Raw genomic sequence first — 26,488 nt, 5'->3', positions numbered from 1 at the left:
ATGGAGAGTGAGATCGTCACCCTGTCCAGCCGGATCGCCTACGAGAACCGCTGGCTGCGGTTGCGCGAGGACATCATCCGGCGGCCGGACGGCTCGGACGGGCTGTATGGCGTGGTGGAGCGCAACGACTTCGTGGCGGTCGCGGCGATCGGCGACGACGCCGGCGTGCCCTGGCTCGCCATGGTGGAGCAGTACCGCTATCCGGTGCGCCGGCGCCTGTGGGAGCTGCCGATGGGCATGTGGGAGGAGCGGCCGGACGCCACGCCGGAAACGATCGCCGCCGGCGAGCTGCGCGAGGAGACCGGCCTGGTGGCGGCCTCGATGCGCCATGCCGGGACGCTGTTCCAGGGCGCCGGCTACTCCAACCAGAAGGGGCACGTGTTCCTGGCGACCGGCCTGGTGCAGCAGGAGGCCGAGCGCGAGGCGACCGAGCAGGACATGGTCACGCGGCGCATCCCGCTCGCCGAGGTCGAGGCGATGATATGCGACGGGCGCATCGCTTGCATGGTGTCGATCGCCGCCATCGGAATGCTGCGGCTGAAGGGAATGCTGTGACCGTGCTGACGAACGAGCGGGTGCCGACGCTCGACATGCGCCGGTTCGAGGACGACCGGGCGGCGTTCGTGGCCGATGTCGGGGCGGCCTACCGGCGCTACGGCTTCTGCTGCTTCAGCCACCACGGCATCCCGCCCGATCGCATCGACGCCGCGTACGACGATTTCCGCCGCTTCTTCGCACTGCCCGATGCCGCCAAGCGCGCCTACGCGCAGCCGCAGACCGGGCGCGGCTATGTCGGCTTCAAGGTCGAGACCGCCAGGACCAGCACGGTGCCGGATCTCAAGGAGTTCTTCCATGTCGGCCGCGACGAGGCGCCGCCGGACGATGCGGTGCTGAAGCCCAACGTCTGGCCCGCCGAGGTGCCGTCGTTCCGCGACAACGCGCTCGCCCTGTATCGCGCCATGCAGCAGGCCGGCGACCGCGTGCTGGCCGCCATCGCCACCGATCTCGGCCTGTCGGAGGGCTTCTTCGCCACCGTCACCGACCACGGCAACTCGATCCTGCGCGCGCTGCACTACCCGCCGGTGGACGTGCGCGACCTGCCGGCGGTACGCGCCGAGGCGCACGAGGATATCAGCCTGATCACCCTGCTGGTCGGCGCCACCGCCTCGGGGCTGGAGGTGCTGACCCGCGAAGGGCGCTGGCTGCCGATCGAGGCGGCACCCGGCACGCTGGTGGTCAATGTCGGTGATATGCTGCAACGACTTACCAATAGGGTGTATCCCTCCACAACCCACCGGGTGGTCAACCCGACCGGGGAGGCGGCCAGCGTCAGCCGCTACTCGATGCCGTTCTTCCTGGCCCCGAACATGGAATACGAGATCCGGACGCTGCCCGGCTGCATCGGCGCGGGGGACGATCACTACCCCGAGCCGATCACCGCGCAGGAGTACCTGATGCAGCGCCTGCGCGAAATCCGCCTGAACTAGCCGTTCCCGACAGGAAACCATGCCGATGGATATGAACGTGCCAGCCAGCGACCAGTACGACTTCGTGGTCATCGGCAGCGGGCCGGCCGGCCGTCGCGCGGCGGTGCAGGCGGCCAAGCTGGGCCGGTCGGTGCTGGTGGTCGAGCGCGACAAGCGGGTCGGCGGGGTGTGCGTGCATACCGGCACCATCCCGTCCAAGACGCTGCGCGAGACGGTGCTGAACCTGACCGGCTTTCGCGAGCGCGGCTTCTACGGCTCGGCGTTTCGGGCGCGCGGGGTGATCGGCGCCGCCGACCTGACCGAGCGCCTCGGCAAGACGCTCGAGTTCGAGGTGGACGGGCTCGAGCACCAGTTCAACCGCAACGGCGTCAAGATCCTGCACGGCGCCGGTCGCTTCGTCGGGCCGCACACCATCGAGGTCGCGATGGCGGCCGGCGAGACGCGGCAGGTGACCGCGGAAAAGGTGCTCATCGCGGTCGGCACCCAGCCGCGCCGTCCGGACGGGGTGCCGTTCAACGGCCGCACCGTGCTGGACAGCGACGAGATCATCAACCTGGACCACGTGCCGCGCAGCCTGACGGTGATCGGCGCCGGGGTGATCGGGGTGGAGTACGCCACCATCTTCAGCGCGCTGGACGTCAAGGTGACGCTGGTCGAGGCGCGCGACACCTTCCTCGACTTCATCGACCGCGAGATCATCGACGAGCTGACCCACGAGCTGCGCGACCGCGGGGTGGCGCTGCGCCTCGGCTCGAAGGTGGACGACATCGCCATCGAGGACGAGCGCGTCGTGGTCCGGCTCGATGGCGGCCGGGTGGTGCGCTCGGAGATGCTGATGCACTGCGCCGGGCGGCAGGTCTCCGTCGGGGGACTCGGGCTGGAGGTGCTGGGCGTCAAGGTCGACAACCGGGGGCGCATCGCCGTCGATCCGGACACGCTGCAGACCGAGGTGTCGCACATCTACGCCGCCGGCGATGCGATCGGCTTCCCGAGCCTGGCGTCGACGTCGCTGGAGCAGGGCCGCATCGCCGCCTGCCACGCCTTCGGGCAGCGCATGCCGCCGGCGCCGCGCTTCTTCCCGTACGGCATCTATGCGGTGCCGGAGATCTCCACCATCGGCATGACCGAGGAGGAGGTGCGTGCCAAGCGGATCCCGTACGAATGCGGCATCGCGCGGCTGCGCGAGACCTCGCGCGGGCACATCATGGGGTTGCGCGGCGGCATGATGAAGATGATCTTCGCCACCGACGACCGCCGCCTGCTTGGCGTGCACATCATCGGCGAGGGGGCCACGGAGCTGGTGCACATCGGACAGGCGGTGCTCAACCTGCACGGCACCATCGACTACTTCATCGAGAACACCTTCAACTATCCGACCCTGGCGGAGGCATACAAGATCGCGGCCCTCGACGCCTACAACCGCATGGTGTGACGGCGGCGGCGTGAGCGAGGCCAATTCTCCCAAGGTCACGCTGCGGCAGGACGGCGCGCATGCGACCCTGCTGCTGTCCGGCGCGTGGATCGGCCGGTCCGGCGATACGCCGCGCCCTGCCGAGGCGATGTTGCCCGAGCATGGAACCGGGGCGGACCGCGCGACGCCAGCCAGCATCGGCTTCGATGCGACCCGGCTCGGTCGCTGGGATAGCGCCCTGATCGATTTCCTGTGGCAGCTGCGCCGGCTTGCCGCCGGGCGCGGCATCGGCTTCGACGAGAGCGGGCTCCCGGATGCCAGCCGCCGGCTGCTCTCCCTGCTCGACGACAGCAGGCCGGCGCCGCTGCCGCCACGTCGCGGGCCGGGACTGCTGGCCCGGCTTGGCGGGGCGACAACCACGGCGTTGACCGGTGCGCTGAACAACACCGGCGAGCTCAGCTCCCTGCTCGGCGGCCTCACACTGCGCGCCGGCGCCGCCAGCCTGGGTCGCGCCCGCATGCGTGGGATCGACCTGCTCGATAATCTCTACGATGCCGGGCCGTCGGCGCTGCTCATCATCACCGTGGTCAATGTGCTGGTCGGCGCCATCCTCGCCTTCGTCGGCGTGGTGCAGCTGCGCCGGCTCGCGGCCGACAGCTTCGTCGCCAACCTGGTCGGGCTTGCCCTGGTGCGCGAGATGGTGCCGGTGATGACCGCCATCATCATGGCCGGACGCACCGGCGGCGCGTATGCCGCGCGCATCGCCACCATGCAGGGCAACGAGGAACTCGACGCGCTCGCCGCCACCGGCATTCCCGCCACCGACTACATCGTGCTGCCGGCGGTGCTGTCGCTGACCGCGATGATGCCGGTGCTGTATCTCTATGGCTGCGTGGTCGGCATCGCCGGCGGTTTCGTGGTGGCGATCGCGATGCTCGACATCACCCCGCTCGCCTACATCCAGCAGACGCGCATGTCGCTGCCGGTCGGCGAGTTCGGCTTCGGGCTGCTGAAGAGCTTCGCCTTCGGGCTGATGATCGCGGTGACCAGCTGCCGGATCGGCATGAAGGCGGGCCGCAGCGCCGCCGATGTCGGCAGTGCCGCGACCTCGGCGGTGGTGGTCGGCATCGTCGGCACCATCGCGCTCGATGCGGTGTTCGCGGTCGTCGCCAACGCGGTCGGGCGCTGAGGGCGTGGCGGCGGACACCATCCTCGAAGTGCAGGGCCTCGAACTCGCGTACGGCACCAGGGTGATCCAGCGCGATCTCGGGTTCAGCGTCCGGCGCGGCAGCATATTTGCGGTGATGGGCGGCAGCGGCTGCGGCAAGAGCACGGTGCTGCGTTCGCTGGTCGGCCTGCTGCGGCCGGCGGCCGGGCGCGTGCTGGTCGGCGGCGAGGATTACTGGGCGGGCGATGCGGCGCAGCGCGAGGCGATCGGCCGGCGCTTCGGCGTGCTGTTCCAGAACGGCGCGCTCTGGAGTTCGCTGTCGGTGGCGGAGAACGTGGCGCTGCCGCTGCGCATGTTCACCCGGCTCGACAACGCCGCCATCGACAGCCTGGTGCGGCTGAAACTCGCCCTGGTCGGCATGGAGCACGCGGCTGCGCTGTCGCCCTCGGAGCTCAGCGGCGGCATGCGCAAGCGCGCCGGCCTCGCGCGTGCGCTGGCGCTTGATCCGGAGGTGCTGTTCTTCGACGAGCCGTCCGCCGGGCTCGACCCGGTGACCTCGAAGCGGCTCGACGACCTGATCCTGCAGCTGCGCGACGGCTTCGGCCAGACCATCGTGCTGGTCAGCCACGAGCTGCCGAGCCTGCTGGCGATCGCCGATGACGGGGTGTTCCTGGATGCCACCACGCGCACCGCCATCGCGCACGGCTCTCCAAAAGCGTTGCGCGACGACAGCATCAACCCGCAGGTGCAGGCCTTCATGCGCCGCGAGCGTCTCGAGCAGGAAGGATAGGGCCACGGTGGGATCAGCGTCATGGTGAACCGGCAGACCATCGTGGGCGGCTTCGTGCTCGGCGGCATCCTGCTTGCCCTGGGCGTGCTGGTGCTGTTCAGCCGGCTGCGTCCGTTCGAGCCGGTGACCCGCGCGGTGCTGGTGTTCGAGGGCTCGGTGCAGGGGCTGATCGTCGGCAGCCCGGTGACCTTCCGCGGCGTGCGCGTCGGCGTGGTGCGCCATATCCGGGTGCAGTTCGATCCCGGCAGCCGGCGCGCGTATATCCCGGTCATCGTGCAGCTCGAGCCGAACCGGGTCACCGTCGGCACCAGCGTCAAGAGCGTGCGCACGGTGGGCCTGCCGCGCATGGTCGCCGACGGCCTGCGTGGCCAGCTCAACGTGCAGAGCTTCGTCACCGGCCAGGCGGAGATCGACCTCGATTTCCGGCCCGAGACCCCGGCGACGCTCTACCACCGGGTGCCCGGCCTGCCCGAGATCCCGACGCTGCCCGGCCAGTTGCAGCAGCTTCGCGACCAGATCGTGAACCTGCCGCTGCACGACCTGGCGCTGGATGCCGAGCGCACGCTGGTCTCGCTGCAGGCGCTGAGCACGCACATGGACCAGATGTTGCCGCCGCTGGTCGGCAGCCTGACCCGGACGTCCGACCAGTCGCAGGTGGCGCTGGCGACCGCGACAGCGGCCATCGCCGACCTGCAGGTCAAGGCCGGGCGTACGCTGGAGGCGGTCGACCGGCTCACGAACGATGGCGACCGGCAGCTCGCCGGGCGTGGCGCCGAGCTGAGCCGGCTGCTGCAAACCTCGAATCGCACGGTCGGACAGGCGCAGGCGTTGCTGACTCAGCTCAACGGGATTGCCTCGCCGCGATCGGCGCCACGCGGGGATATCGAGAGCAGCCTGCGCGACCTGTCGGCGGCGGCGTCCTCGCTGCGTGGCCTGGCCGAGGATCTCGACCGCAACCCGCAGCTGCTGCTGACGGGGCGCGGACGGTGAGGGGTCGATGGCTGCTCCTGGCGGCGCTCCTGGCTGGCTGCGCCCCGCCGGTACCGAGGCTCTATCTGATCGCCCCGCCGGCCGCGACGCTGCCGGCCGTGCAGGCGGATACCGTGCTCGAAGTGCCGCGCCTGCGCATTCCGGACTATCTCGACACGCGCGACATCCAGGTGAGGGATGCCGGCAGCGTGCTGTCCGCAAGTCCGACAGGCCGCTGGGCCAGCCGGCTCTCGGACCAGCTCACCGACGCGCTGGTCGCCGACCTGCAGCCGGTGCATCCCGAACTCCAGGTCACCCGCAGCACGCTCGGGTCATCCCGGCGGGAGCGCCTGCTGGTCGATCTCGATATCCTGGAGCTGAGCCGCGACGGCAACGCCGTGGCGCAGGCCCGCTGGTCGCTGGAGCGACCGGGGCGGCCCGACCTGATGATGCAGACGCGGCTCAGCTTGCGGGGCGACAACGCCAGCGATGCCGGCGTGCTGGAAACCCTGCGTGCGCTGATGGCGCAGCTTGCCGGCCGGATCAGGTTCCCGGCCGGCTGACGCGGCCTACTTGCCGATCATCACGTCCGACGACTTGATCACCGCGACGGCCTCGTCACCGACCTTCAGGTCGAGATCGTCGATCGCCTCGTTGGTGATCGACGAGTGCACGGTGACGCCGTTGCCGATATCGATATGCACGTGGCCGGTGGTCTGGCCCTTGGTGACTGCGGTGATCCGGCCCTTGATCTGGTTGCGGGCGCTCAGCTTCAGCATCGGCGTGGCTCCTGGAGGGAATGCGCGGCTCTAGCAGGCCGCCGGGGGGGTGGTCGACCGGAGGTGCTATGGATCCCTGGCGCGACTGCCGATACCTGTCTCCCCGACAGGCAGGGCAATGCGACATGATGACCAGACGGGCGGCGCTGATCGGCTCCGCGGCGATGACCACCAACCCGATCCGGCAGGCCGCCGCCGAGGCTGCCCCGTCCGGCCCGGTGCGGCACGAGTTCGTCATCCGCGATTTCGTGACCGAGAGCGGTACGGTGCTGCCGGAGGCACGCATCGTGTATGGCACCCAGGGCACCCTGAACGCCGCGCGCGACAATGCCGTGCTGCTGCCGTCGCACTACATGGCCGACATGCACGGCTATGACTGGCTGATCGGTCCCGGCCACGCGCTCGATCCGGGGAAGCTGTTCCTGATCACCAGCGAGATGTTCGGCAACGGGCGCTCCTCGTCGCCGAGCAACACGCCGGAGCCGCTGCACGGTCCGCGGTTCCCGGTCACCACCATTCGCGACAACGTCGACGCGGTCCACCGCCTGCTCACCGGGCATTTCGGCATCAGCCATCTGCGTGCCGTGATCGGCTTCTCGATGGGCGCGCAGCAGGCGCTGCAATGGGGCATCAGCCATCCGACCTTCATGGACCGGATCGTCGCCACCTCCGGCACCGCGAAGACCTATGGCCACGGCATCGTCCGCCTCGACGGCCAGATCGCGGCGCTCACCGCCGATGCGGCGTTCGACGGCGGCAACTACACCGCCCAGCCCACCCGCGGGATCCTGGCCACCGCCCTGGTCTGGCTCGGCTGGCTGTATTCGCAGGAATGGTGGCGGCAGGAACTGTGGCGCAACGACAACCCGCCCGGCACGACCTTCCGGCAGGCGGTCGAGCGGCTTACGGCGCAGTTCTTCGAAGGCGACGACGCCAACGACCTGATTCTGCAGATGCGCTGCTGGCAGCAGCACGATGTCGGCCACACGCCGCCGTTCGCCGGCAATTTACAGGCGGCGCTCGGCTCGATCACGGCGCCGCTGCTCTACATGCCGTCGGCGACCGACCTGTATTTTCCGGCGGACGAGGCGCGCGACGAGGCCCGCTTCATCAGGCGCTGCACGTTCAAACCGATCCCGTCGCTATGGGGCCATCCGGCCGGCGCCGGCGCCAGTCCGGCCGATGCCCGCTTCCTCAACGACCACATCGGCGCCTTCATGGATGGCAAGCCGGCGCTCTGACACCGGCCGTGCGAGATCAGAGATCCAGGCTCTGCGGCAGGATCACGAGATCGCGGATGGTGATGTTGCGGGGCCGGGTCAGCATGAACAGCACGGCCTCGGCGACTTCCCTGGCTTCCATCACGCTGCCGGTGGCGATCGCGTCGTCGAGCTTCGCCTTCGGCCAGTCGTCCAGCAGCGCCGTGACCACCGGGCCGGGCAGCACGCCGCCGACACGGATGCCGTCCTTGGCCACCTGCCGGCGTACCGTGTGGACGAAGGCCTGCACGGCATGCTTGGAGGCCGTGTAGATCGGCTCCCACACCACCGGGACCACTCCGGCGACGGAGCTGGTCACGATGATGTCGCCGGTGCGGCGCTCGACCATGTGCGGCAGCACGGCGCGGATCGAGCGGAAGGTGGCGTTGATGTTGAGGGTGAGCATGCGGTCCCAGGCATCCGCATCGCCCTCGACGACGGGGCCGCCGATGTAGGACCCGGCATTGGCGTGGAAGATGTCGAGCTGGCCCAGCTCGGCAAGCAGGCGCGGCAACATGCCGTCGACGCTGCGGGGATCGAGCAGGTCGAGGGAGACGGCCCTCGCTTCGGTCCCAAGCTCCTTGCAGAGGCTCCGCAGCCTGCCCTCGTCGCGGTCCACCAGGGCGACGCGCGCGCCTGCCGCCAGCAGCCCTCTCGTGCAGGCGAGGCCGATCCCGGAGGCGGCGCCGGTGATCGCCGCACACAATCCGGACAAGGGTCGATCCATTGCGTGTTCCTTCAGGTCTGCGTGCGTGGGGATCAGGCCCGGCCGTGCGAGACGCGCGAGCGTCGGGCGAGGCTGTCGACGATGACGGCGACCGCCAGCACTCCGCCGGTGATCATGTAGCGAAGCGACGACGACAGATCGAGCAGGGTCAGCCCGCTCGAGATCGCCTGGATGACGATGATGCCGAGCAGGGCCGAGTACGCGCTGCCGCGGCCGCCGAACAGGCTGGTGCCGCCGATGACCGCCGCCGCGATGGCGTCGAGATTGACGTCGCCGGTGCCGGCCTGCTGGCTCGCCGAGGCGAGGCGCGCGGACGACAGCACGCCGCCGATCGCCGCGAACACCGAGCACAGCACGAAGGCGCTGGTGTAGATGCCGCGCACGTTGATGCCGGCGCGCCGAGCCGCCTCGCGGTTGCCGCCGACGGCGGTGACCGAGCGGCCCCATCGTGTGCGTGTCAGCGCGTAGTGCAGCATCAGCACCAGGGCCAGGAAGAAGCCCAGCATCCAGGGCACGCCGCGATCGAGGTTCAAGTAGAACACGGACGCCTCGAGGGCGACGGTGAGCACGATGGCCACCGCGGCGATGCTGGCCGTGGACCGCGAGGAGAGCCGCGCCGCCTGGCGCCGGCGCGCGGTGCGATACCCGGTGGCGAAGACCCCGATCCCGGCGATCAGCACCAGCGCGTAGCTGAGGATGGCCGGCATGAACAGCGACTGGCCGAAGCTGACCATCGGCGAGCCGTAGGGCAGGTTGATCGAACCGCTCTGGCCGAGGATGTAGAGCTGCAGGCCGAGCACCGCCAGCAGGCCCGAGAGCGTCGACACGAAGGACGGCATGCCGAAACGATTGAACAGCTGGGCGTAGAGGAAGCCGATCGCGGCGCCGGCGGCGATGGCGGCCAGCACGGCGAGCCAGACCGGCCAGTTCGCGTTGACCCACAGCACGCCGAGCAGCGCCGAGGCGAAGCCGCTGACCGAGCCGACGGACAGGTCGATCTCGCCGACCATGAGGATGCAGACGATGCCGAGCGAGATCACGCCGATCGTCGACGAGTCATACAGGACGTTGACGAGGTTGTTGCTCGACAGGAAGACGTCGTTGAGGCTCTCGAACACCGTGCAGATGATCACCAGCCCGACGATCACCGGCAGCGGGCCGAGATCGCCGGATCGCACCCGGTCGAGGAAGGCGCGGATCGCGCCACGCACCCCCACCGATTGTTTCAGCCGCTCGTCGCCGCGGTCGACAAGGTTGCTCGAGCTCATGGCCGTGCCTCCTCTCCGGCGGCGGGCGGCGGCATCATGGCGCGCCGGCGATCCGACCGGCGCGAGACCGCATTCTCGGCCGCGCCGGTGATCGCACTCACCAGCTCATGGTTGCTGGCATCGGGCGTGAACACGCCGTTGTTGCGGCCGAGCCGCAGCACCACGATGCGATCCGCCACCGCACGCACGTCCTCCATGTTGTGGCTGATCATCACCACCCCGAGGCCGCGGTCACGGACGCGCTCGATCAGGTTGAGAACCTCGGCGGTCTGGGCGACCCCGAGGGCTGCGGTCGGCTCGTCGAGCATGATGAGCCTGGGTTCGAGCAGCAGCGAGCGGGCGATGGCGACGGTCTGGCGCTGCCCGCCCGACAGCGAGGCGACCACTTCGCGGACACTCGGGATGCGGGCGGACAACTCGCGCAGCAGCGTCCAGGCCTTGATCTCCATCGACACCTCGTCGAGGCCGAGAGGACCGAGTTCACGGCCGAGGAAGATGTTCGCCACGACGTCGAGATTCTCGCACAGCGCCAGGTCCTGGAACACCGTGGCGATGCCGAGCGACAGTGCGGCGCCCGGATCGGCAAGCGTCACCTCCTTGCCGCCGAACCGCATGGTGCCGCTACTGGGCTGGTGCACGCCAGCCAGGATCTTGACCAGGGTGGATTTGCCGGCGCCGTTGTCGCCGACCAGCGCCACCACCTCGCCGGCGTGGACGTCGAGTTCGATATCGGTCAGCGCCGACACGGCGCCGAAATGCTTCGAGATGCCGCGCAGGCTGAGCACCAGCTCGCCTCGCCTGGCCAACAGGGTCGGGTCATCCATCGCGGAGGCACTCCGGTGTTTTCGAAAGGGGCAGGCCGGACGCGCAATTGGCGCGCCGGCCTCCGGTCTCAGGCGTCGGGGATGACGATCAGGGCGAGATGCCGAGTTTCGAGCAGCCGGCCGCATAGCGACCGGTGCAGAGCACGGCGGGGGCCTCGATCGGCTTCCCGTTCACGTCCTTGTCGACGATCTCCTGCTTGAGGTTCGACGCGGTGACGAGGCTCGGCGTGAAGAGCTGTGTCGGCGTATCGAACAGGGTGGCATTGCTGCTCGGAGCCTGGCCCTGCAACAGGGCTGCCACGACCTTTGCCGCGGCTGCGGCGACGATCTCGCTCGGCTTCGAGATGGTGTTGTACTGGTCGCCTGAAATGATCAGCTGCAGTCCCGCGATGGTGGCATCGTTGCCGGTCACCGGCGGAACCGGATCCACGCCGGCCGCCTTGAACGCCGCGATCGCGCCGCCGCCGGTGCCGTCGTTGGCCGCGACGACGCCGACGATCTTCTTGTTGAATCGCGAGATCTGCCCGCTGACCCATTGCTGCGCCTTTGCGGGCAGCCAGTCCGGCGTATCGTACTCGGCGAGTGTCCGGTAGCCGCTGCTGGCGAGGCCTTCATGGACGCCCTTCTTGATCAGGCCGGCGGCGGCGTCGGTCGGCGATCCGTTCACCTCGAGCACGCCGCCATCGGTCGATGCGCCGATCGATTTCAGATGCTGGACGAGGGAGGTGGCGATCGTCCGGCCGATCTTCTCGTTGTCGAACGACACGTAGTAGTCGGCGCGCGTGGAGGGGATCGGCCGGTCATAGGCGATGACCTTGATGCCCTGCGCCTGCGCCTGCTTGACCAGCGAGGCGGCGGCGGTGGAGTCGACCGGATCGAGCACGATCGCCTTGGCGCCCTGGGAGATGACGGAATTGAACTGCTGCTGCTGGCGCGAGGCGTCGCCATCGGCGTTCTGGTAGAGCACCGTGCAGCTCGGGCACAGCTTCCGCATCTCGGCGCGAAAGCCCGGGGCATCGTGCTCCTCGTAGCGCGTGGAGCCTTCATCGGGCATCAGGAAGGCGACCTTCACCTTCGACAGGCCTGCGGCATGGGTTGGGACGGTCGCTGCTGCAAATACGGTGAGTGCCAGCGCGCCAAGCGCGCCGGATCGGGTGAGATGTCTTGTAGCCATTGAAGCTCTTCCTCGTTCAGGTCTGGACGTTTCTTGGCGTGTCGCCGGATTGCGCATCGGGGCCGCTTACGCCCGCGGATGCGATGGCATCGATGTCGGAGTGGTCGGTCCGTTTCATCGAATAACGGTCGTTCGCGCGATGGTGGCGCCGGTAGGCGCGCGGCGTCATCGCGGTGCGCGACAGGAATTGCCGATTGAAGTTCGAGACGTTGTTGAAGCCGGTCTCGAAGCAGATTTCAGTGACCGTTCGATCCGAGGTGGTCAGCAAACGGCAGGCGCGATTGATACGCATGCCGTTGACGTAGGCCGTGAAGGTCAGGCCGATCTGCCGGTGGAAGGCGCGCGAGAACGCGCTCGGACTATATCCGCTGAGTTCGGCCATCTCCCCCTCGCGCAGGGTGCAGTCGAGGTTGCGGGCGATATGTTCGAGTACATGGTTGATCGGCCGCGTCATGTAGATCGCAGGCTTGGCACGATAGCCGATGCTGGCCAGCATCCGGCGGTCGGTGGCGCCAACAAGCAGCTCCAGCAACTGGAAGAACAGTGCCGGCCGGGACAATGCCGAGCCGTCGAGCATGGCGCGCAGCAGCGGCTCTGCCGCGCGGCCGGTGCCGGCCGAGAACTGCACGCCGCGCTGGCAGTCCTCGACCAGGCAGGTGAGGTCGAATTCCGGAAACGCCGCACGGCAGCAGGCGATGAAAGCCTCGGTGAACTGCAGCACCAGGCAGCGCTCCGGAATGGTGGTGCCCGGCTCGACGTCGCTGAGCCAGTTGTGCGGCAGGTTGGGGCCGGTCATGACCAGGTTGCCGGGCACGAAGGCGCCGACGTGATCGCCTACGAACATGCGGCCCGTGGTCGCGGTGATCAGGTGGATCTCGTACTCGGGATGGAAGTGCCAGCGTACCGTGCGGAACGGATAGCCGTGCGACCACATCTTGAACGGTGTGCCGTCGGCGGCGGCAACGATCTCGAGCTCGGGTTCGGCCCTTGCGCCTGCCGTCGCGCAGCCGTTCGAGGGCCACGTTCCCGGGGCACCGTTCCTGCAGGTCTTCTGCACCGTTCCATCCCAGGCTGCCTCCTGGCCACGCGGCCGGGGCACCCATTTGTTTATCGGCCGATGCTAGGCCCTGTCCGACCAGAAATCCTCGTCTGGTTAGACCGCCGACCGATACTTTTTTGTCAGCAGCGCTGTGTTCGGCCCGTCCCGGGCCGGTGCAGCCGGGTGCGGAGCCGCGAGGGTCCAGATCGCAGCAAGGCTGTTCTTGTCCGGGGCCGGGCCAAGGCGGTCATGCGCGACCGGCCGGTTCAGGTCTCCGGCAGCCTGTCCGGGAGCAGGGCCTCGAGGGCCCGGATCTCCTGGCCTGCCGCCTCGGCGGCCGCAGTCTCGATGCGCCGGTAGGCGGCCAGCACCGCCTCGCCGGTTGCGGTCAGGCGGGTGCCACCGCCGGCGACACCGCCCGCGCTGGTTTCGATCAGGGGGGTGCCGAAGCGGTTGTTGACCGCCTCGGCGAGATCCCAGGCGCGCTTGTAGCTCATGCCGATGGCGCGTCCCGCCGCCGAGATCGAGCCATGGTCGCGGATCGCCTGCAGCAGGTCGGCGCGCCCTGGCCCGAGGACCACTCCGTCGGCCAGCACCACCCGCAGATGCAGTCCGAGGCGGTCTGGATGTCGAAGCTTGGGCATGGTCGGGTCGGGTCCGGCGGGGCGATTGCTGCCAAGCCTATTGCAGGCGCGCCGGCCTGTCTCGTGGCCCGTGCACAGCCTGCGTCAGAGGTCGAATTCGATGCTCGCCAGCACGGTCCGGGGCGCACCGGAATAGGCGGTGTTGGCGCCGGGGCTGCCGACGATGTTGCCATCCGCGATCGACGAATAGTAGTGCCTGTCGGTCACGTTGACCGCCGCGAGCCTCGCCACCATCGCATGGCGAAGCACGCTCGCGGCATAGCGCACGCCGATATCGAAGGTCACGTACCGGGGGGCGAACGAGTTGCCGGTATCCGTCGCCGCGCGCTCGCTTTCGTAGTGCGCGCTGCCGGTGAAGGCGACGCCGTGTAGCAAGCCGGGGTGCCAGTCGAGGGTCGCGTCGCTCTTCCACTCCGGCACGCCGACGATCATCCCGCCTTCGGTCGCCGGGCTGCCGGAGCCCAGCAGCCGCGCATCGAGATAGGTGAAGCCGCCGAGCACGCTCAGCGCAGGGAGCAGATCGCCCTGGGCGAAGACCTCGAAGCCCTGGTCGCGCTGCTGGCCGATCACCTGGAAGATGTTGTCGGTAGGCGTCGTCGCATACGGGCGGGTCATGCGGAACGCATCCGCCGTCAGCAGCAGCTTGTCGACAGGTGCATACTTGATGCCGGCCTGGAGCATCTCGTCGTGGTACGGCGCAAGGAACGCGTTGGCATTGATTGCCGTCGCCGGAGCCTGGTCGCTCTCCTCGACACTGCTCGCGTAGGTAAAATACCCGGTGATCCTCGCAGTCGGCGTCCAGATCAGGCTCACCGTCGGGCTGAAGGCGCCGTTCGCCTTGCCCGTGCTGGTTACCGCATCCTTGGTGTTGTAGCTGGTCGAGCCCAGGAAAGACTCGCTGAAGACGGCCTGCACCGCCCAATGGCGATCCACATGCAGCGTATCCCCCTCGATGATCGACTGCTGGTGCAGCACGCCGGACAGATATTGTCCGCCATTCGCGGGGGTCGGAACGTAGGGGAAGATTGCCGGATCGGCGAGGTTCGACCTGCCGAGCGTGACCTGGATCGAATTGCGGTATGAGTACTGGTCGTTGATGAAGCCATTGGTGCCGAGCGACAGATCGTTGCGGAATCCAAGGATCGTCGGGTGTCCCGTCAGGGAGACTTCGTTGCTGCCGTCGGTGAAATGCGGAACAGCGGTGAAGTTCTTGGTCGTGGTATAGCCGCCCAGGTCGTTCGTCAGCGTGTTGGTGATGCCGAACAGGTTGCGCTGCGCATCCTGGTAGAGGCCGCCCAGCTCGAGCCGCCAGCCGCTGCCGCCGAAATCATGGATGATCTTCACCAGCCCGGTATCGGTAATCAGATCGGTCCCCGCGCCCGGCTGGCCGAGGCCGCGCGTGGTGGGGTCGGGCGCCGGCGGCAGCACCGTGCTCCTGCTGGTGGAACTCGTGCTGGCGCCGTCATAGACGATGCTGCCCGGCAGGCCGTATCCGCTATCATCGTAGTGGCTGCCGTCGACCTGGATCACCGTGTCGGCGTCGACATGGATGTCGAGATCGGCACTCCCCAGGGTCCGGTCGGCGAAGCTGCCACTGGCCCAGCTCTCGCCCTCGCCGTGCACGAGGTCGACGCGATAGCCGAGCCAGCCATCCTGTCCGGCACGACCGCCGGTATCGGCCTCCTCGGTGAACAGCCCGTCGCTGGCATAGCTGCCCACCAGGCGCAGGAGCGGCGTGTCGGTCGGTCGCTTGAGAATGTAGTCGAACACGCCTGCAGGGGTCTCCGGTCCGAACAGCGCTCCGCCAAGGCCGTTCAGCACCTGGACGCTTTCGAGATTCTCGATCGGGATCGCGGTGGTGCCGATGATGTTTAACCCGTCGAGACGCGTGTTCTCGGTGATCGTGCCCTGGAAGCCGAGCGATTGCGGCCGCGACACTTCGAGCCCCTGCTGGTCGCGGACCTCGACCGACGGCAGGTCGCGCAGCGCATCGTTCAGGGTGCGCAGTTGCTGGTTCACCAGCAGATCCTGCGTCAGCACCGTCACCGACATCGGTGTGGTCAGGATGGGCGTGGGGCCGAGCGGTCCAAGCTGTGCGGTATCGGCATGATACTGCGCCCGCGCGGCGTACGGCGCCCTGCCGCGAACCAGGATGCGTTCGACCGGCCGCGCAGCCTGCGCGCCGGTCAACGAGGGTGCCGTGGAGGTTTGCGCCTCCGCGATAGCAGCCGGTGTCAGCGCCGCCGCCAGAAGAACCGGAAGAGCAGCCGTGGTTCGCGACCGCAGGCGGCTGATTGTTCGCGTCATGACCGTGCATCCCGGCAACGCCAGGATCGGCGAGCGTCGTATGCAAGCGTATATAGCGGGATTAGTGGCGTGTCGGCAAATCAAGCATCTGACGCGGCCACACCTGCAGGGATGCGGGATCGATCGAAAGCCGGACCGACTGTGAGTGTGATAGGCCCGGGTTGGCGTCGAAGGGGAACACGCTGTCGCCGAGGCGCACCAGCAGCCGCCGCCGGCCGCCGCGCACCGGGCCCGCCTCGATCACGGTCGCCGGGTGGCCACCGGCCTCGGCAAGCGCCACGCGACCAGGATGCACCGCCCAGCGTATCGGCCCGATCGGCAACGCCTCGCCTGCGACCTCCAGCAAGATGCCGCCGCCGATGTCGATCGAATGCGGCGCTACCGCCTGCCCCGCCGCCGCCATGCGCGCGCCGAGCAGCCTCGCCGCCACCTCGTTGGCGGGACGGCGGAAGATCGCCTCGGCCGGTCCGGACTGCAGCACGCGGCCACCATCCAGCAGCAGCAACTCGTCGGCGAGCAGCAGCGCCTCCTCCGGGTCGTGGGTGACCAGGATGCTGGTCATTTCGATATCCTGCTGAAACGCGGCCAGTTCGTCGCGAAGCTCGCCGCGCAGGGTCGCGTCGAGCGCCGAGAACGGTTCGTCCAGCAGCAGCAGGCGTCCGGGGCGGGACAGCGCACGGGCGAGGGCGACGCGCTGCTGCTGGCCGACCGACAGCTCGACCGGAAGACGATGGAGCAGGTCCGACAGGCCGAGCCGGTCGGTCCAGACACGGGCGCGCTCCGGATCGCAGCCGACGCCGAAGCGGACCTGTTGCGCGACCGCGAGATGCGGCAGCAGCCCGAAGGTCTGCGGCACGTAGGCGATGCCGCGCGCATGGGCGGGTCGGGCGCCGAGATCCTCGCCGCCGAGCGTGACGGTTCCCCGGTCGGGATTGTCCAGGCCGGCGAGCAGGCGAAGCGTCGCCGACTTGCCCGAGCCCGAGGCGCCCAGGATGCACAGGCGGCTTGCCCGGGTCTGCCACGCGACATCGAGCTCGAAGCCGTTCCGGTGCCAGAGGAAGGTGAAGTCGAGCGGCTGCTCCGGTGCGGCGGCAACCGCAGGTGAGGGGGCACGCATCGCAACGGGTGCCGCGCCCGCCGCCTGCCGCGCGGCAACCGGCGCGCGGCGTCGAAGGCTGAGCGCCATCACCAGCATGGCGATCAGCACGGCCGGCAGCAGGATCGGCAGCATCGCCGGCAGGCCTTCGCTGCCGAACGCGACGTAGGTGTAGACCGGCAGCGAATACGGGTGGTACGCGACCATCACGGTGGCGCCGAACTCGCCGAAGGCGCGCAGCCAGGTCAGCAGCAGCCCGGCCTGGATGCCCGGCCGCGAGAGCGCCAGGCTGACATGCCGGAACACCGCCCACGGCCGGTGCCCGAGCGTCGCCGCCACGTCCTCCAGGGCGGGATCCACCGCGGCGAACGAGGAGCGGGCGGCAACGATCAGGAACGGCGCCGATACGAACGCCTCCGCGAGCACGATGCCGGCGAAGCTGTCGGTCAGCATGCCGCCGGTGAGGCGTCCGAGCGGGCTCGCATAGCCGAGCAGGAACAGCAGCAGGATGCCGCTGGCGAGCGGCGGCAGGGCAAGCGGCAGTTGCACCACGAAGCCGAGCAGCGCCATGCCACGTCCTGGAACCCGCACGAGCAGGTAGCCGAGCGGGATGCCGCCGAGTGCGACCAGCAGGCTGGCGAGGGTGGCGCTGGCGATCGAGACCAGTCCGGCCCGGGACAGGGCCGCGAGATCGGCGCCGCGCCAGTCGGCGGCGTTCGCCTGGAGCGCCGCGGCCAGGAACGGCGCGACCAGGTACAGCGACAGCAGCGCGGCCAGCGCCGGCAGCACGCGCGGCATCGAGAGGCGGGGCTTGCTACTGGAGATGGAGTTCGGCCGGCACCGCTGCCCGGTTGCCGGTCAGCACCGGCGTCACCGTGTCCAGCCCGTGCCGGTGCATGATGGCCTGCCCCTGTGCGCCAAGCAGGAAGCTCACGTAGCGAGCGGCGCCAGCCGGGTCGGCGGCGTCGCGCAGGATGGTCACGGTGTAGCGTGCGCCGGTCGCCACCTCTGGGGCCGGCGCGACCGACGGCAGCTTCAGGTCGGTGGCCTCGGTCGAATAGAAGAAGCCGACATCGATCTCCCCGGACTGCATGCGGCCGGTCAGGCTCTCCTCCGGCCGCACCTGGGCGGGATTGCCGGGAGCGCCCAGCACCGACCGCGCCAGGCCGGGCTGGTGGTAGACCTGTTCCGCGCGCTGCAGCAGTTGCAGGGTCAGGCGACCCTTCGGATCCTGCGTCGGGTCGGTGCGGCCGATCCTGATGCCGGGCTCGCGCAGCACCTCGTACCAGGGCTTCGATTTCAGCTCTGCGGCGAACCTGGTGGACGGGTTGTAGGCGATCACCAGCGGCGACTGCGCGAAGGTCACGTACCAGGCGACACGGTCGCCGTTGGCCGCCCCCATCAGCGTGTCGTTGACCCTGGGAGTGGCGCTGATGAACACGTCGGCGCGGCGCAGGTGGCCCTTGATCTGGTTGGCGAGTGCATTCGAGCCGCCGCCATAGCCGACGAAGCGGTCGCGGCCAGTGCCGTCGAAGGCGCTTCCGATGCCGTGCTCCATCAGGTTCACCAGCGAGCCGGCATAGAGCACGCTGACATCGGCCGCCCGTGCCTGGAACGCGACCACGAGCATGGCGACGGCAGCCCCTGCCGTGCGGACGATCCTGTGCATCCTAGTTCACCGAGACTTTGTCGAGATCGTGGACGTCGCGTCCGGCGTGCCTGTCGCCGGGCACCACCAGTTCCAGGCTGTGCAGCGGCGCGCCATCGCGGGCGAGCGCGACGATGACCTGCTTGCCCTCGAACGCCGGATCGATCTCGCCGACGGCCAGCGCCACCGCATAGCCGTCGGTGCCATGCGCCAGGATGGTGTGGCGCAGCGTGGTCTTGCGTCCAGGCTCGTCGACCGGGGCCGCGCGCTGCAGCAGGGTCCAGAGCAGCACACCGGACCAAGTCGCATGTTGCGGGCCATGGCCGCCGGTCTGCGTCAGCTCGACGGTGGTGGCAGGGAAATGCCGCAGGTCGCTGAGCGTCAGCACCTGCGGATGCGCGACCCGGCCCGCGATTTCGAGCTGCGGCGAAGCGGGCGCCTCGGCACCGGCAGGCGCTGCGGCCGCCGCAAGCAGCAGCGCCAAGGAAAGCCGTCCGCCCATGCGCATGAAGATGCTGTTCCCGTTGCCGTGCGGCGACACGTTATGGTCGGCGGGATATTGCGTAAAGCGGCGCCGTTCAGGCGGCTTCGGCCCCGGCATTGTCCTGGGGGTGGATGCGTCCTGCCCGCCGCCGTTCGCGCCGCGCCTCCAGCCAGTCCATCGCCGGGGTGACGCTTGCGCCGTGCACCACGATCGAGACCAGCACAACGAAGCCGATCAGCGCCTGCATCCGGCTGGCCGCCTCCCAGTGGTGGCGGTTCAGCGCGTAGGCCAGGTAGTAGATCGAGCCGATGCCGCGTATGCCGAAGGCGGCGATGATGCCGCGCTCGTCCCAGGGGGCGGGGGCGTTGTCGCTGCGGCGACGCACGCCGAGCAGGCCGATCCAGCCGGCCAGCGGGCGGATCACCAGCAGCGCCGCGAGACCGAGGATGGCGTCCGGCCAGGTCAACGCGGCGAGCAGGCCGTGCGCAAGCGCCGCGCCGAGCAGCAGCAGCACCACCATCGTCAGCAGGTGCTCGATGCTCGAGGAGAACTCGTACAGGTTGCTGTGGTAGCTGTGGCCGCGTTCGGTGTGGCGCATCGCGACGCCGGCCAGGAACACCGCGATGAAGCCGTAGCCGGAGAGCAGCTCGGCGATGCCGTAGGTCAGCAGGGTGATCGCCAGCGACACGAACCCCTCCTGGGTCCGCGCCAGCTGTGCTCCCTTCGGCAGCCGGAAGGCGGCGAGGCCGGTCAGCGTGCCGATGCCCCAGCCGACCGCGGTGCCGATCGCGAGCTTCAGCACCACGTCGTAGGCGAACCAGTGGCTGAGCCAGGTGGTGTCCGGGCTGGCGATGCCCAGGGCCAGCAGCACAAAGGGGAAGGCCAGCGCATCGTTCAGGCCGGCCTCGGAGGTCAGCGAGAACCGCACCTCGTCGCGCTCCTCGTCATGGCCGTCATCGCCGGGCGGGCCGACCTGGATATCGCCGGCGAGCACCGGGTCGGTCGGCGCGAGCGCCGCTCCCAGCAGCAGGGCGGTGGAGAACGCGAGGCCCGCGAACATCCACCCGGCGACGGCGAGGATTGCGATCGAGAGCGGCATGGTGATGCCCAGCAGCCGCCAGGTGACGTGCCAGCCGCGCCGCGACAGTGGCCGGTCGAGTTTCAGCCCGGCGCCCATCAGCGAGACCAGCACGCAGAGCTCGGCGAGATGCTCGGCCAGCGCGGAACCGCCGAGCGGGTTGGGCAACCTGGGCATGCCGGGCAGCAGCGACAGGCCGGCGCCGAGGCCCACGCACAGGATCGGCAGCGACAGCGGCAGCCGCGCCAGCATCAGCGGCAGCCAGGCGACCATCAGGGCCAGCGTTCCAGCGGCGGCCAGCGCCAGCGGATAGGCATGGGTGAAGGAAAGCGGCAGATGCAAGGTGGCGGGATCCCGGGGCCAGAGAACAATGACACCGGTGTGGCGGCGGCCTGGCGCTTCTGGGTAGCGGAACGTTAGCGAGCGGCAAAGGATGCCTGCCGGTCGCACATCGCAGCGAGGGGCGACATCCCGGAGCGTGCCACGGCGTTAGGTGCCGACCCTGCAAAGGAATAGGCACATGTCAGAACAGACCATCCCGACCTGGTTCATCACCGGCTGCTCGACCGGCTTCGGCCGCGACCTGGCGCAGCTTGTGCTGGATCGCGGCTGGCGCGCCGTTGTCACCGCGCGCGATGCCGGCCGTGTCGCCGATCTCGGCAAGGGAGCCGAGGACCGGGTCCTGGCGCTGAGCCTCGACGTCACCGACGCCGGCCAGATCAGGCAGGCCGTGAAGGCAGCGGAGGAGCGTTTCGGCGCCATCGACGTGCTGGTGAACAATGCCGGCTATGGCTACCAGGCGGCGATCGAGGAGGGCGAGGACGACGAGGTCCGCGCCCAGTTCGAGGCCAACGTGTTCGGCCTGTTCGCGCTGACCCGGGCAGTATTGCCCGGCATGCGCAGCCGGCATCGCGGCCACATCCTGAACATCACCTCGATGGCCGGCTTCATCGGCTTTCCCGGCTCCGGCTACTACGCGGCCAGCAAGCATGCGGTGGAAGGCTTCTCGGATGCGCTGGCGGCGGAGACCGCCCCGCTCGGGATCAAGGTGACCTGCGTGGAGCCGGGGCCGTTCCGCACCGACTGGGCCGGGCGCTCCCTCAAGCAGACCCCGAACAGGATCGAGGATTATGCCGGCACCGCCGGCGCCCGGATGAAGAGCACGTCGGACATCAGTGGCAAGCAGGCCGGCGATCCGGTGCGGGCCGGCGAGGCGATGATCCGGGTGGTCGAAAGCGCCGATCCGCCGCGTCACCTGGTGCTTGGCAAGGTAGCCTATGACGGCGTCACGGCGAAGCTGAAGCAGCGGCTGGAGCAGATCGAACAGTATCGCGACGCCAGCCTGTCGGCAGACTTCCCGGGCTGAGCATCTTCAGGCCGACATGACAGGATCTTTCATGGCTTCCAGGGGGTTGGCTGGAAGATGATGAAAGAATCCTGTCATCCGGCGCAGTGCGGCGTTGTCCGCCCGCAAGCTGCCGGATAGCGTCTGCCCCGTCCGGCGAGGCTGCCAGCAAGCGCAGTCCGCCGGCGGAGGAGACGCAAGTTGTCGGAAACACTCCCGGTCCGCACACGCGACTACAGCCTCGTCGGCATCGACGGTGCCCGCGCCGTCGAGAGCGGGCTGGCGTCGGCGCAATGGTACAGCTGCCTGGTGCCACGCAAGCAGATGAAGGCGTTGATGCAGCGACGCGACGGGCCGGCGATCCGTGATACCGCGCTCTGGTTCGCATGCCTCTCACTCAGCGGCAGCCTGGGTGTGTATTTCTGGGGCCGGTGGCCGGCCGCGGTTGCGTTCCTCTGCTACGGCGTCTTGTACGGATCGGCATCCGATAGCCGGTGGCATGAGTGCGGGCACGGCACCGCGTTCAGGACGCGCTGGATGAACGATGTCGTCTACAACATCGCCTGCGTGATGATCCTGCGCGAGCCGACGGTCTGGCGCTGGAGCCATGCGCGCCATCATACCGACACCATCATCGTCGGACGCGATCCCGAGATCGCCGTCAAGCGGCCGCCGGATCTGCTCGGCATCCTGCTCAACATGTTCCAGCTGAAGAGCGGGCCGGCCGCGCTGTATGGCATCGCGCTGCACGCCATCGGGCGGCTTACCGACGAGGAGCGGAGCTTCGTTCCGAAAATGGAGCAGCACAAGGTGTTCCGGATCGCGCGCATCCATGTCGGGATCTTCGTAATGATGATCGCATCATGCATCGCGCTGCGCAGCATCATTCCCGCGATGCTGCTTGGCCTGCCCAGCTTCTACGGCGCCTGGCTGATGGTGGTGTTCGGAACCACGCAGCACGCGGCCCTTGCCGAGGACACGCTCGACCACAGGCTGAACAGCCGCACCGTGATGATGAACCCGGTGTTCCGGTTCCTTTACTGGAACATGAACTATCACGTCGAACACCACATGTTTCCGATGGTGCCGTATCACGCCCTGCCGGCGCTGCACGAGGCGATCAAGGCCGACTGTCCGGCGCCGTATCCGAGCCTGATCGCCGCCTATCGCGAAATCATCCCCGGGCTGCTGCGCCAGGCGCGCGATCCGGAATGGCATGTCGTGCGTACGTTGCCCGCCGGAGCGTTGCCCGAAGCCGTCTCTGCCTGATCAAGGCGTTGTCCAATTCGACTGGGGGACCAAGACGATGACCGAAACCAGGACCTGGATGGTCGCCTGCACGCGTGACGAGATCGAGGAGGAGGACGTATTCCGCTTCGACCATGACGGCCGCACGTTTGCGATCTACCGTTCGCCTGACGACGAGTTCTTCGCAACCGACGGGCTGTGCACCCATGAGCGCGTGCATCTCGCCGATGGGCTGGTGATGGGGCATATCATCGAGTGCCCGAAGCATAACGGCCGCTTCGACTACCGTACCGGTGCCGGCAAGGGCGCGCCGATCTGCGTCGATCTCGCCACCTATCCGGTCAAGGTCGAGGGCGAGAAAGTATTGATCGGGATTGCCTGATGCTGATCGCGGGGGCAGGGGAGACGGGAGCGCGAGCCGCCGCCGCCCTGCGCGAGACCGGCTGGTCCGGTCCGATCACCCTGGTCGGTGACGAGGCGCATGCGCCCTACGAGCGACCGCCCCTCTCCAAGGCGGTCATCCTGGATGCGACCGACCCGAAACCTGCGACCATCCTGGGCCCGCAACGCCTGCGCGATCTCGACATCACCTTGCTCGCCGGCCGCCGGGTGGAACGAATCGACCGCGCGGCGCGTCGGGTCCGGCTGTCGGACGGTACGGTCCTCGACTACGCAAAGCTGCTGCTGGCGACGGGGGCATCGCCACGCCGGCTGCCGATCCAGGGCGCCGGACCGGACAACGTGCTCTACCTGCGCAACTTCGCCGATGCGCTCCGACTGCGTGCGCGGCTCGGACAGGGTGGCCACCTGATCCTGATCGGTGGCGGCTTCATCGGGCTGGAGATCGCCGCCGGCGCACGCTCGCGCGGCGTCGCGGTGACCCTGCTGGAGGCGGCGCCTCGCCTGCTCTCGCGCGGCGTCCCGGCACCGGCGGCGGCACTCATCGCCGCACGGCACCGCGAGGCCGGCGTGCGCATCGTGACCGGCGCCCGCATCGCGTCGATCTCGAGCGAGGGGGATTGCCATCGTATCCGTCTTGAGGACGGCAGTTGCCTGGACGCGGACGGCATCGTCGCCGGCATCGGCGCATTACCGAACACGGAGCTTGCCGCGTCGGCGGGCCTCGTGATCGAGAACGGCGTCGCCGTCGACGCCACCCTGCGCACCGACGATGCCGACATCTTCGCCGCCGGGGATTGCTGCTCGTTCCCGCATCCCCTCTACGGTGACCGGCGGATACGGCTGGAGGCGTGGCGCAACGCGCAGGACCAGGGCAACGTGGTCGCGCGCAACATGCTTGGTGCGGGTGAGGCCTACGAAGCTGTGCCGTGGTTCTGGTCGGACCAGTACGAGCTGTGCCTGCAGACCGCGGGCCTCGCCGACGGTGCCGTGCGACTGGTGACCCGCGATCTCGGCGACGGAGCGGCGCTCTGGTTCCAGCTGGATACCGGGGGGCGACTGCTATCCGCGACAGGCCTCGGGCCGATCGGCAAGGTCGCGCGCGAGGTCCGGCTGGCCGAGATGCTGATCGCGGCGCGCGCGCATCCCGACCCGCTGGCGCTGGCGTCCAGCGGGCAAGCGCTCAAGGCGATGCTGCGCGCAGCTTGAACGGAACCCGGCATCGAAGTGCTGCAACCGGACAGCTGGCGGCTGCCCGGTATCTGTCCGGGCCAGGGCGCATCGCGGCCGCATGACCAACGACCGGCAGTCGTGCGGCCTCGGCCGCCGGCGCCGCGGGTCGAGGTCTCCCGATCAGGGCGTGGCGGGTGCCGCCGCCTGCAGCACCGCATGCTCCTGCTGGTGCAGTGCGGCCAACTGGGCGTGAGTACTCGCCGCCGAGGCAAGCTGCGCGCCGGTCAGCAGGTTGCGTATGGCGATCTCGGTCGAGATCCGCGAGGCGTCCAGCTGCTGGCGGAGCGTCTCCTGCTGCTGTACCAGAGGGGTGAGTTGCGCCTCGGTGACGGTGCCGGAGGACACCAGCAGGGTGTCGATCTGCTGCTGCAGGCCCTGGATCTGTGCGCGCACGCTGGCAGTCTGCTGGTGTGCCGCCTGCATGATGGCATGCACCTGGGTTTGCTGCGCGGCGGTGAATTGCGCGCCGGCGAACGGGCCGTGCCAACCGCCCGCATGCCCGGTCCAGCCCTGCGCCCAGGCTGTACCCGCCATGGAGGCGACGACCGCGCCGACAGTCAGCAAATTGCGCATCAGCATGACATTTTCCCCTCTGCCCGCTACCCCGAGTAGCACGAGGACCATGACATTGCCCTGTAACGGCAATCGGGCGCGCGAGCGACCAAGTGTAACGATTGGCAGGGTGTGGAGGACCGCCTGCCTTGCCAGCTTCGGGCATGCGGACCGGAACCTCCTGTGCTGCGGGGTGGTCATGCCGTCGACCCGGCCGTCTGGCAGCCGGATCAGGTCGCTGCTGTGGCCTTCAGGGTGCCGAGCCAGACAACTCGATCAAGGCCACGATGAAGGATCGTCGCAGTCCCTCCCGGTCCGTGGAGCATTACAAGAAGCTTGATCCGGGCAACTCGCTCGATCCGGGGATCGGCCACGGCTGCAAATGCGCCTGCCGGCAGTGACGGAACGGCTCTGGCGGGAGGTCCTGCCCTGCATCCGATAACCAGATTTGCAACGTGATGACGAGCGCCGGTCGAAGCCGCTCCTCCATCCCGCTAGCCGGTGATCCGGATGCTGCGGCCGGTGCGCAGGCTCTCGTTGGCGGCGTCTGCCAGGCGCAACGCCTGCATGCCGTCGTTGAAGCTCGGCGATGGCCTGGTCCGGTCCTGCACGCAGGCGACGAAATGCGCGATCTCGGCAGCGTAGGCGTCGGCGTATCGCTGGATGAAGAAGTGCAGCACCGGGTCGGCGGCTTGCGTGCCTTTCGCGCTCCACGCCTCGACGCTGGTCTCGCGACGGTTGCCCGCCACCAGCATGCCGGTCTCCCCGAACACCTCGAGCCGCTGGTCGTATCCGTAGCTGCAGCGGCGGCTGTTGTTAATGTGCACCAGCGCGCCCGAAGCCGCCCGCATCGTCACCATGGCCGCATCGATGTCGCCGGCCTCGCCGATTCCCGGATCGATCAGCGACGCACCGTGTGCCGAGACCTCGACGATCTCACCGACGAGATGGCGCGCCAGGTCGAAATCATGGATCGTCATGTCGCGGAACATGCCGCCGGAGACCTTGATGTAGGCGAGCGGTGGCGGCGCCGGATCGCGCGAGGTGATGACAACCTGCTCGACGCGGCCGATCTCGCCCTCCTGCACGCGACGGCGCAGGGCGGCGAAGGAGGGATCGAACCGGCGGTTGAAGCCGATCATCACCGTCGGGTCGAGGCTGCCGATCTCGTTCCAGCATCGGATGACGCGCGCCATGTCGAGGTCGATCGGCTTCTCGCATAGCACCGCCTTGCCGGCGCGGGCGGCGGCAATGATCAGCTCGACATGGGTGTCGGTGGAGGTCGCGATCAGCACCGCATCGACGCCGGCGTCGCCCAGGATCTCCTCGACCGAGGCGGCCTGCCGCACGCCCAACTGGCCTGCAACCTCGGCGGCGGCGGCCTGGGCTATATCGAACACCGAGACGAGGGAGGCATCCGGATGGCGCGCCAGGTTGGCGGCGTGCATGCGCCCGATGCGGCCACATCCGAGGACGGCAAAACGGACCATGCGATGTTGTCCCGAAGCTGACGTTTCCTCCGGTCATTGCCTTGACGCGCCCCGGAGCGGGAGCGGCAG

Annotated in this window: 26 protein-coding genes; 12 read left to right on the top strand and 14 right to left on the bottom strand. The window is 68.8% G+C overall.

Annotated features, from left to right (window positions below; translation table 11 throughout):
* Genes FE263_RS04670 through FE263_RS04640 form a run of 7 tightly spaced genes read left to right on the top strand, consistent with a single transcriptional unit; the run spans position 1 to position 6,388 of the window.
* Positions 1-555 (top strand): NUDIX domain-containing protein, encoded by a 555-nt coding sequence (locus FE263_RS04670; protein WP_138324724.1) that lies wholly within the window; start codon positions 1-3, stop codon positions 553-555.
* Complete coding sequence (locus tag FE263_RS04665; protein WP_205880254.1) at positions 552-1,487, top strand: isopenicillin N synthase family dioxygenase; 936 nt, start codon at positions 552-554, stop codon at positions 1,485-1,487. The genes FE263_RS04670 and FE263_RS04665 overlap by 4 nt, the downstream gene beginning before the upstream one ends.
* A 25-nt stretch (positions 1,488-1,512) precedes the next feature.
* Positions 1,513-2,919, top strand: a complete 1,407-nt coding sequence (gene sthA, locus FE263_RS04660; protein ID WP_240758981.1) for a Si-specific NAD(P)(+) transhydrogenase — start codon at positions 1,513-1,515, stop codon at positions 2,917-2,919.
* A 10-nt stretch (positions 2,920-2,929) separates the two neighbouring features.
* Entirely contained in the window at positions 2,930-4,087 is a 1,158-nt protein-coding gene (locus FE263_RS04655) for an MlaE family ABC transporter permease (RefSeq protein ID WP_240758980.1), read from the top strand.
* A gap of 4 nt (positions 4,088-4,091) precedes the next feature.
* Entirely contained in the window at positions 4,092-4,856 is a 765-nt protein-coding gene (locus FE263_RS04650; RefSeq protein ID WP_456306562.1) for an ABC transporter ATP-binding protein, read from the top strand.
* A 21-nt stretch (positions 4,857-4,877) separates the two neighbouring features.
* Positions 4,878-5,846: an MlaD family protein gene (locus tag FE263_RS04645; RefSeq protein ID WP_138324721.1), complete on the top strand. Its 969-nt coding sequence runs from the start codon at positions 4,878-4,880 to the stop codon at positions 5,844-5,846.
* Positions 5,843-6,388: a PqiC family protein gene (locus FE263_RS04640; RefSeq protein ID WP_171033933.1), complete on the top strand. Its 546-nt coding sequence runs from the start codon at positions 5,843-5,845 to the stop codon at positions 6,386-6,388. The genes FE263_RS04645 and FE263_RS04640 overlap by 4 nt, the downstream gene beginning before the upstream one ends.
* A gap of 6 nt (positions 6,389-6,394) precedes the next feature.
* Here the strand turns inward: FE263_RS04640 and FE263_RS04635 are convergent, their stop codons facing one another.
* A complete protein-coding gene (locus tag FE263_RS04635) occupies positions 6,395-6,601 on the bottom strand; it encodes a TOBE domain-containing protein (protein ID WP_138324951.1) in 207 nt (68 codons plus the stop codon).
* A gap of 128 nt (positions 6,602-6,729) precedes the next feature.
* Between FE263_RS04635 and FE263_RS04630 the strand changes: the two genes are divergently transcribed.
* Positions 6,730-7,845 carry an alpha/beta fold hydrolase gene (locus tag FE263_RS04630; protein WP_205880253.1) on the top strand — a complete coding sequence of 372 codons (1,116 nt, stop codon included), beginning with the start codon at positions 6,730-6,732 and terminating at the stop codon, positions 7,843-7,845.
* A gap of 16 nt (positions 7,846-7,861) precedes the next feature.
* On the opposite strand, the gene FE263_RS04625 is transcribed toward FE263_RS04630, so the two are convergent.
* The 11 genes from FE263_RS04625 to FE263_RS04575 form a co-directional block, all read right to left on the bottom strand.
* Positions 7,862-8,590 carry an SDR family oxidoreductase gene (locus FE263_RS04625; protein ID WP_138324719.1) on the bottom strand — a complete coding sequence of 243 codons (729 nt, stop codon included), beginning with the start codon at positions 8,588-8,590 and terminating at the stop codon, positions 7,862-7,864.
* A gap of 32 nt (positions 8,591-8,622) precedes the next feature.
* Positions 8,623-9,858 (bottom strand): sugar ABC transporter permease, encoded by a 1,236-nt coding sequence (locus FE263_RS04620; protein ID WP_138324718.1) that lies wholly within the window; start codon positions 9,856-9,858, stop codon positions 8,623-8,625.
* Complete coding sequence (locus FE263_RS04615; RefSeq protein WP_138324717.1) at positions 9,855-10,682, bottom strand: ATP-binding cassette domain-containing protein; 828 nt, start codon at positions 10,680-10,682, stop codon at positions 9,855-9,857. Before FE263_RS04615 ends, FE263_RS04620 begins: the two co-directional genes overlap by 4 nt.
* 88 nt (positions 10,683-10,770) lie before the next feature.
* On the bottom strand, positions 10,771-11,856 hold the full coding sequence (locus FE263_RS04610) for an ABC transporter substrate-binding protein (protein WP_138324716.1): 1,086 nt from the start codon (positions 11,854-11,856) through the stop codon (positions 10,771-10,773).
* Between the two features lie 16 nt (positions 11,857-11,872).
* Complete coding sequence (locus FE263_RS04605; RefSeq protein WP_138324715.1) at positions 11,873-12,913, bottom strand: AraC family transcriptional regulator; 1,041 nt, start codon at positions 12,911-12,913, stop codon at positions 11,873-11,875.
* A gap of 248 nt (positions 12,914-13,161) precedes the next feature.
* A complete protein-coding gene (locus FE263_RS04600; protein WP_138324714.1) occupies positions 13,162-13,539 on the bottom strand; it encodes a winged helix-turn-helix domain-containing protein in 378 nt (125 codons plus the stop codon).
* Positions 13,540-13,623: 84 nt separating this feature from the next.
* Positions 13,624-15,846: a TonB-dependent receptor gene (locus FE263_RS04595; RefSeq protein WP_138324713.1), complete on the bottom strand. Its 2,223-nt coding sequence runs from the start codon at positions 15,844-15,846 to the stop codon at positions 13,624-13,626.
* Between the two features lie 61 nt (positions 15,847-15,907).
* Complete coding sequence (locus tag FE263_RS04590) at positions 15,908-17,740, bottom strand: ABC transporter ATP-binding protein/permease (protein ID WP_138324712.1); 1,833 nt, start codon at positions 17,738-17,740, stop codon at positions 15,908-15,910.
* A 16-nt stretch (positions 17,741-17,756) separates the two neighbouring features.
* Positions 17,757-18,611, bottom strand: a complete 855-nt coding sequence (locus tag FE263_RS04585) for an extracellular solute-binding protein (protein ID WP_138324711.1) — start codon at positions 18,609-18,611, stop codon at positions 17,757-17,759.
* 1 nt (position 18,612) lies between these two features.
* On the bottom strand, positions 18,613-19,191 hold the full coding sequence (locus FE263_RS04580; RefSeq protein ID WP_138324710.1) for a molybdopterin-dependent oxidoreductase: 579 nt from the start codon (positions 19,189-19,191) through the stop codon (positions 18,613-18,615).
* Positions 19,169-20,494: a cation:proton antiporter gene (locus FE263_RS04575; RefSeq protein WP_240758979.1), complete on the bottom strand. Its 1,326-nt coding sequence runs from the start codon at positions 20,492-20,494 to the stop codon at positions 19,169-19,171. The genes FE263_RS04580 and FE263_RS04575 overlap by 23 nt, the downstream gene beginning before the upstream one ends.
* 178 nt (positions 20,495-20,672) lie before the next feature.
* On the opposite strand from FE263_RS04575, the gene FE263_RS04570 reads away from it, so the two are divergent.
* The 4 genes from FE263_RS04570 (at position 20,673) to FE263_RS04555 (ending at position 24,353) form a co-directional block, all read left to right on the top strand.
* Entirely contained in the window at positions 20,673-21,518 is an 846-nt protein-coding gene (locus FE263_RS04570) for an oxidoreductase (RefSeq protein WP_138324709.1), read from the top strand.
* 180 nt (positions 21,519-21,698) lie between these two features.
* Positions 21,699-22,766 (top strand): fatty acid desaturase family protein, encoded by a 1,068-nt coding sequence (locus FE263_RS04565; protein WP_138324708.1) that lies wholly within the window; start codon positions 21,699-21,701, stop codon positions 22,764-22,766.
* Positions 22,767-22,803: 37 nt separating this feature from the next.
* Positions 22,804-23,127 (top strand): MocE family 2Fe-2S type ferredoxin, encoded by a 324-nt coding sequence (locus tag FE263_RS04560; protein ID WP_240758978.1) that lies wholly within the window; start codon positions 22,804-22,806, stop codon positions 23,125-23,127.
* Entirely contained in the window at positions 23,127-24,353 is a 1,227-nt protein-coding gene (locus tag FE263_RS04555; RefSeq protein WP_138324707.1) for an NAD(P)/FAD-dependent oxidoreductase, read from the top strand. Before FE263_RS04560 ends, FE263_RS04555 begins: the two co-directional genes overlap by 1 nt.
* Before the next feature lie 144 nt (positions 24,354-24,497).
* On the opposite strand, the gene FE263_RS04550 is transcribed toward FE263_RS04555, so the two are convergent.
* Positions 24,498-24,956, bottom strand: a complete 459-nt coding sequence (locus tag FE263_RS04550; RefSeq protein WP_171033932.1) for a Spy/CpxP family protein refolding chaperone — start codon at positions 24,954-24,956, stop codon at positions 24,498-24,500.
* A 467-nt stretch (positions 24,957-25,423) separates the two neighbouring features.
* Positions 25,424-26,419, bottom strand: a complete 996-nt coding sequence (gene iolG / locus FE263_RS04545) for an inositol 2-dehydrogenase (RefSeq protein ID WP_138324705.1) — start codon at positions 26,417-26,419, stop codon at positions 25,424-25,426.
* Positions 26,420-26,488 lie beyond the last annotated feature (69 nt).

This window comes from Lichenicoccus roseus (genome assembly GCF_005844085.1).
In the GTDB taxonomy this organism is placed as follows: domain Bacteria; phylum Pseudomonadota; class Alphaproteobacteria; order Acetobacterales; family Acetobacteraceae; genus Lichenicoccus; species Lichenicoccus roseus.
This window is presented reverse-complemented; position numbering and strand designations above follow the sequence as displayed.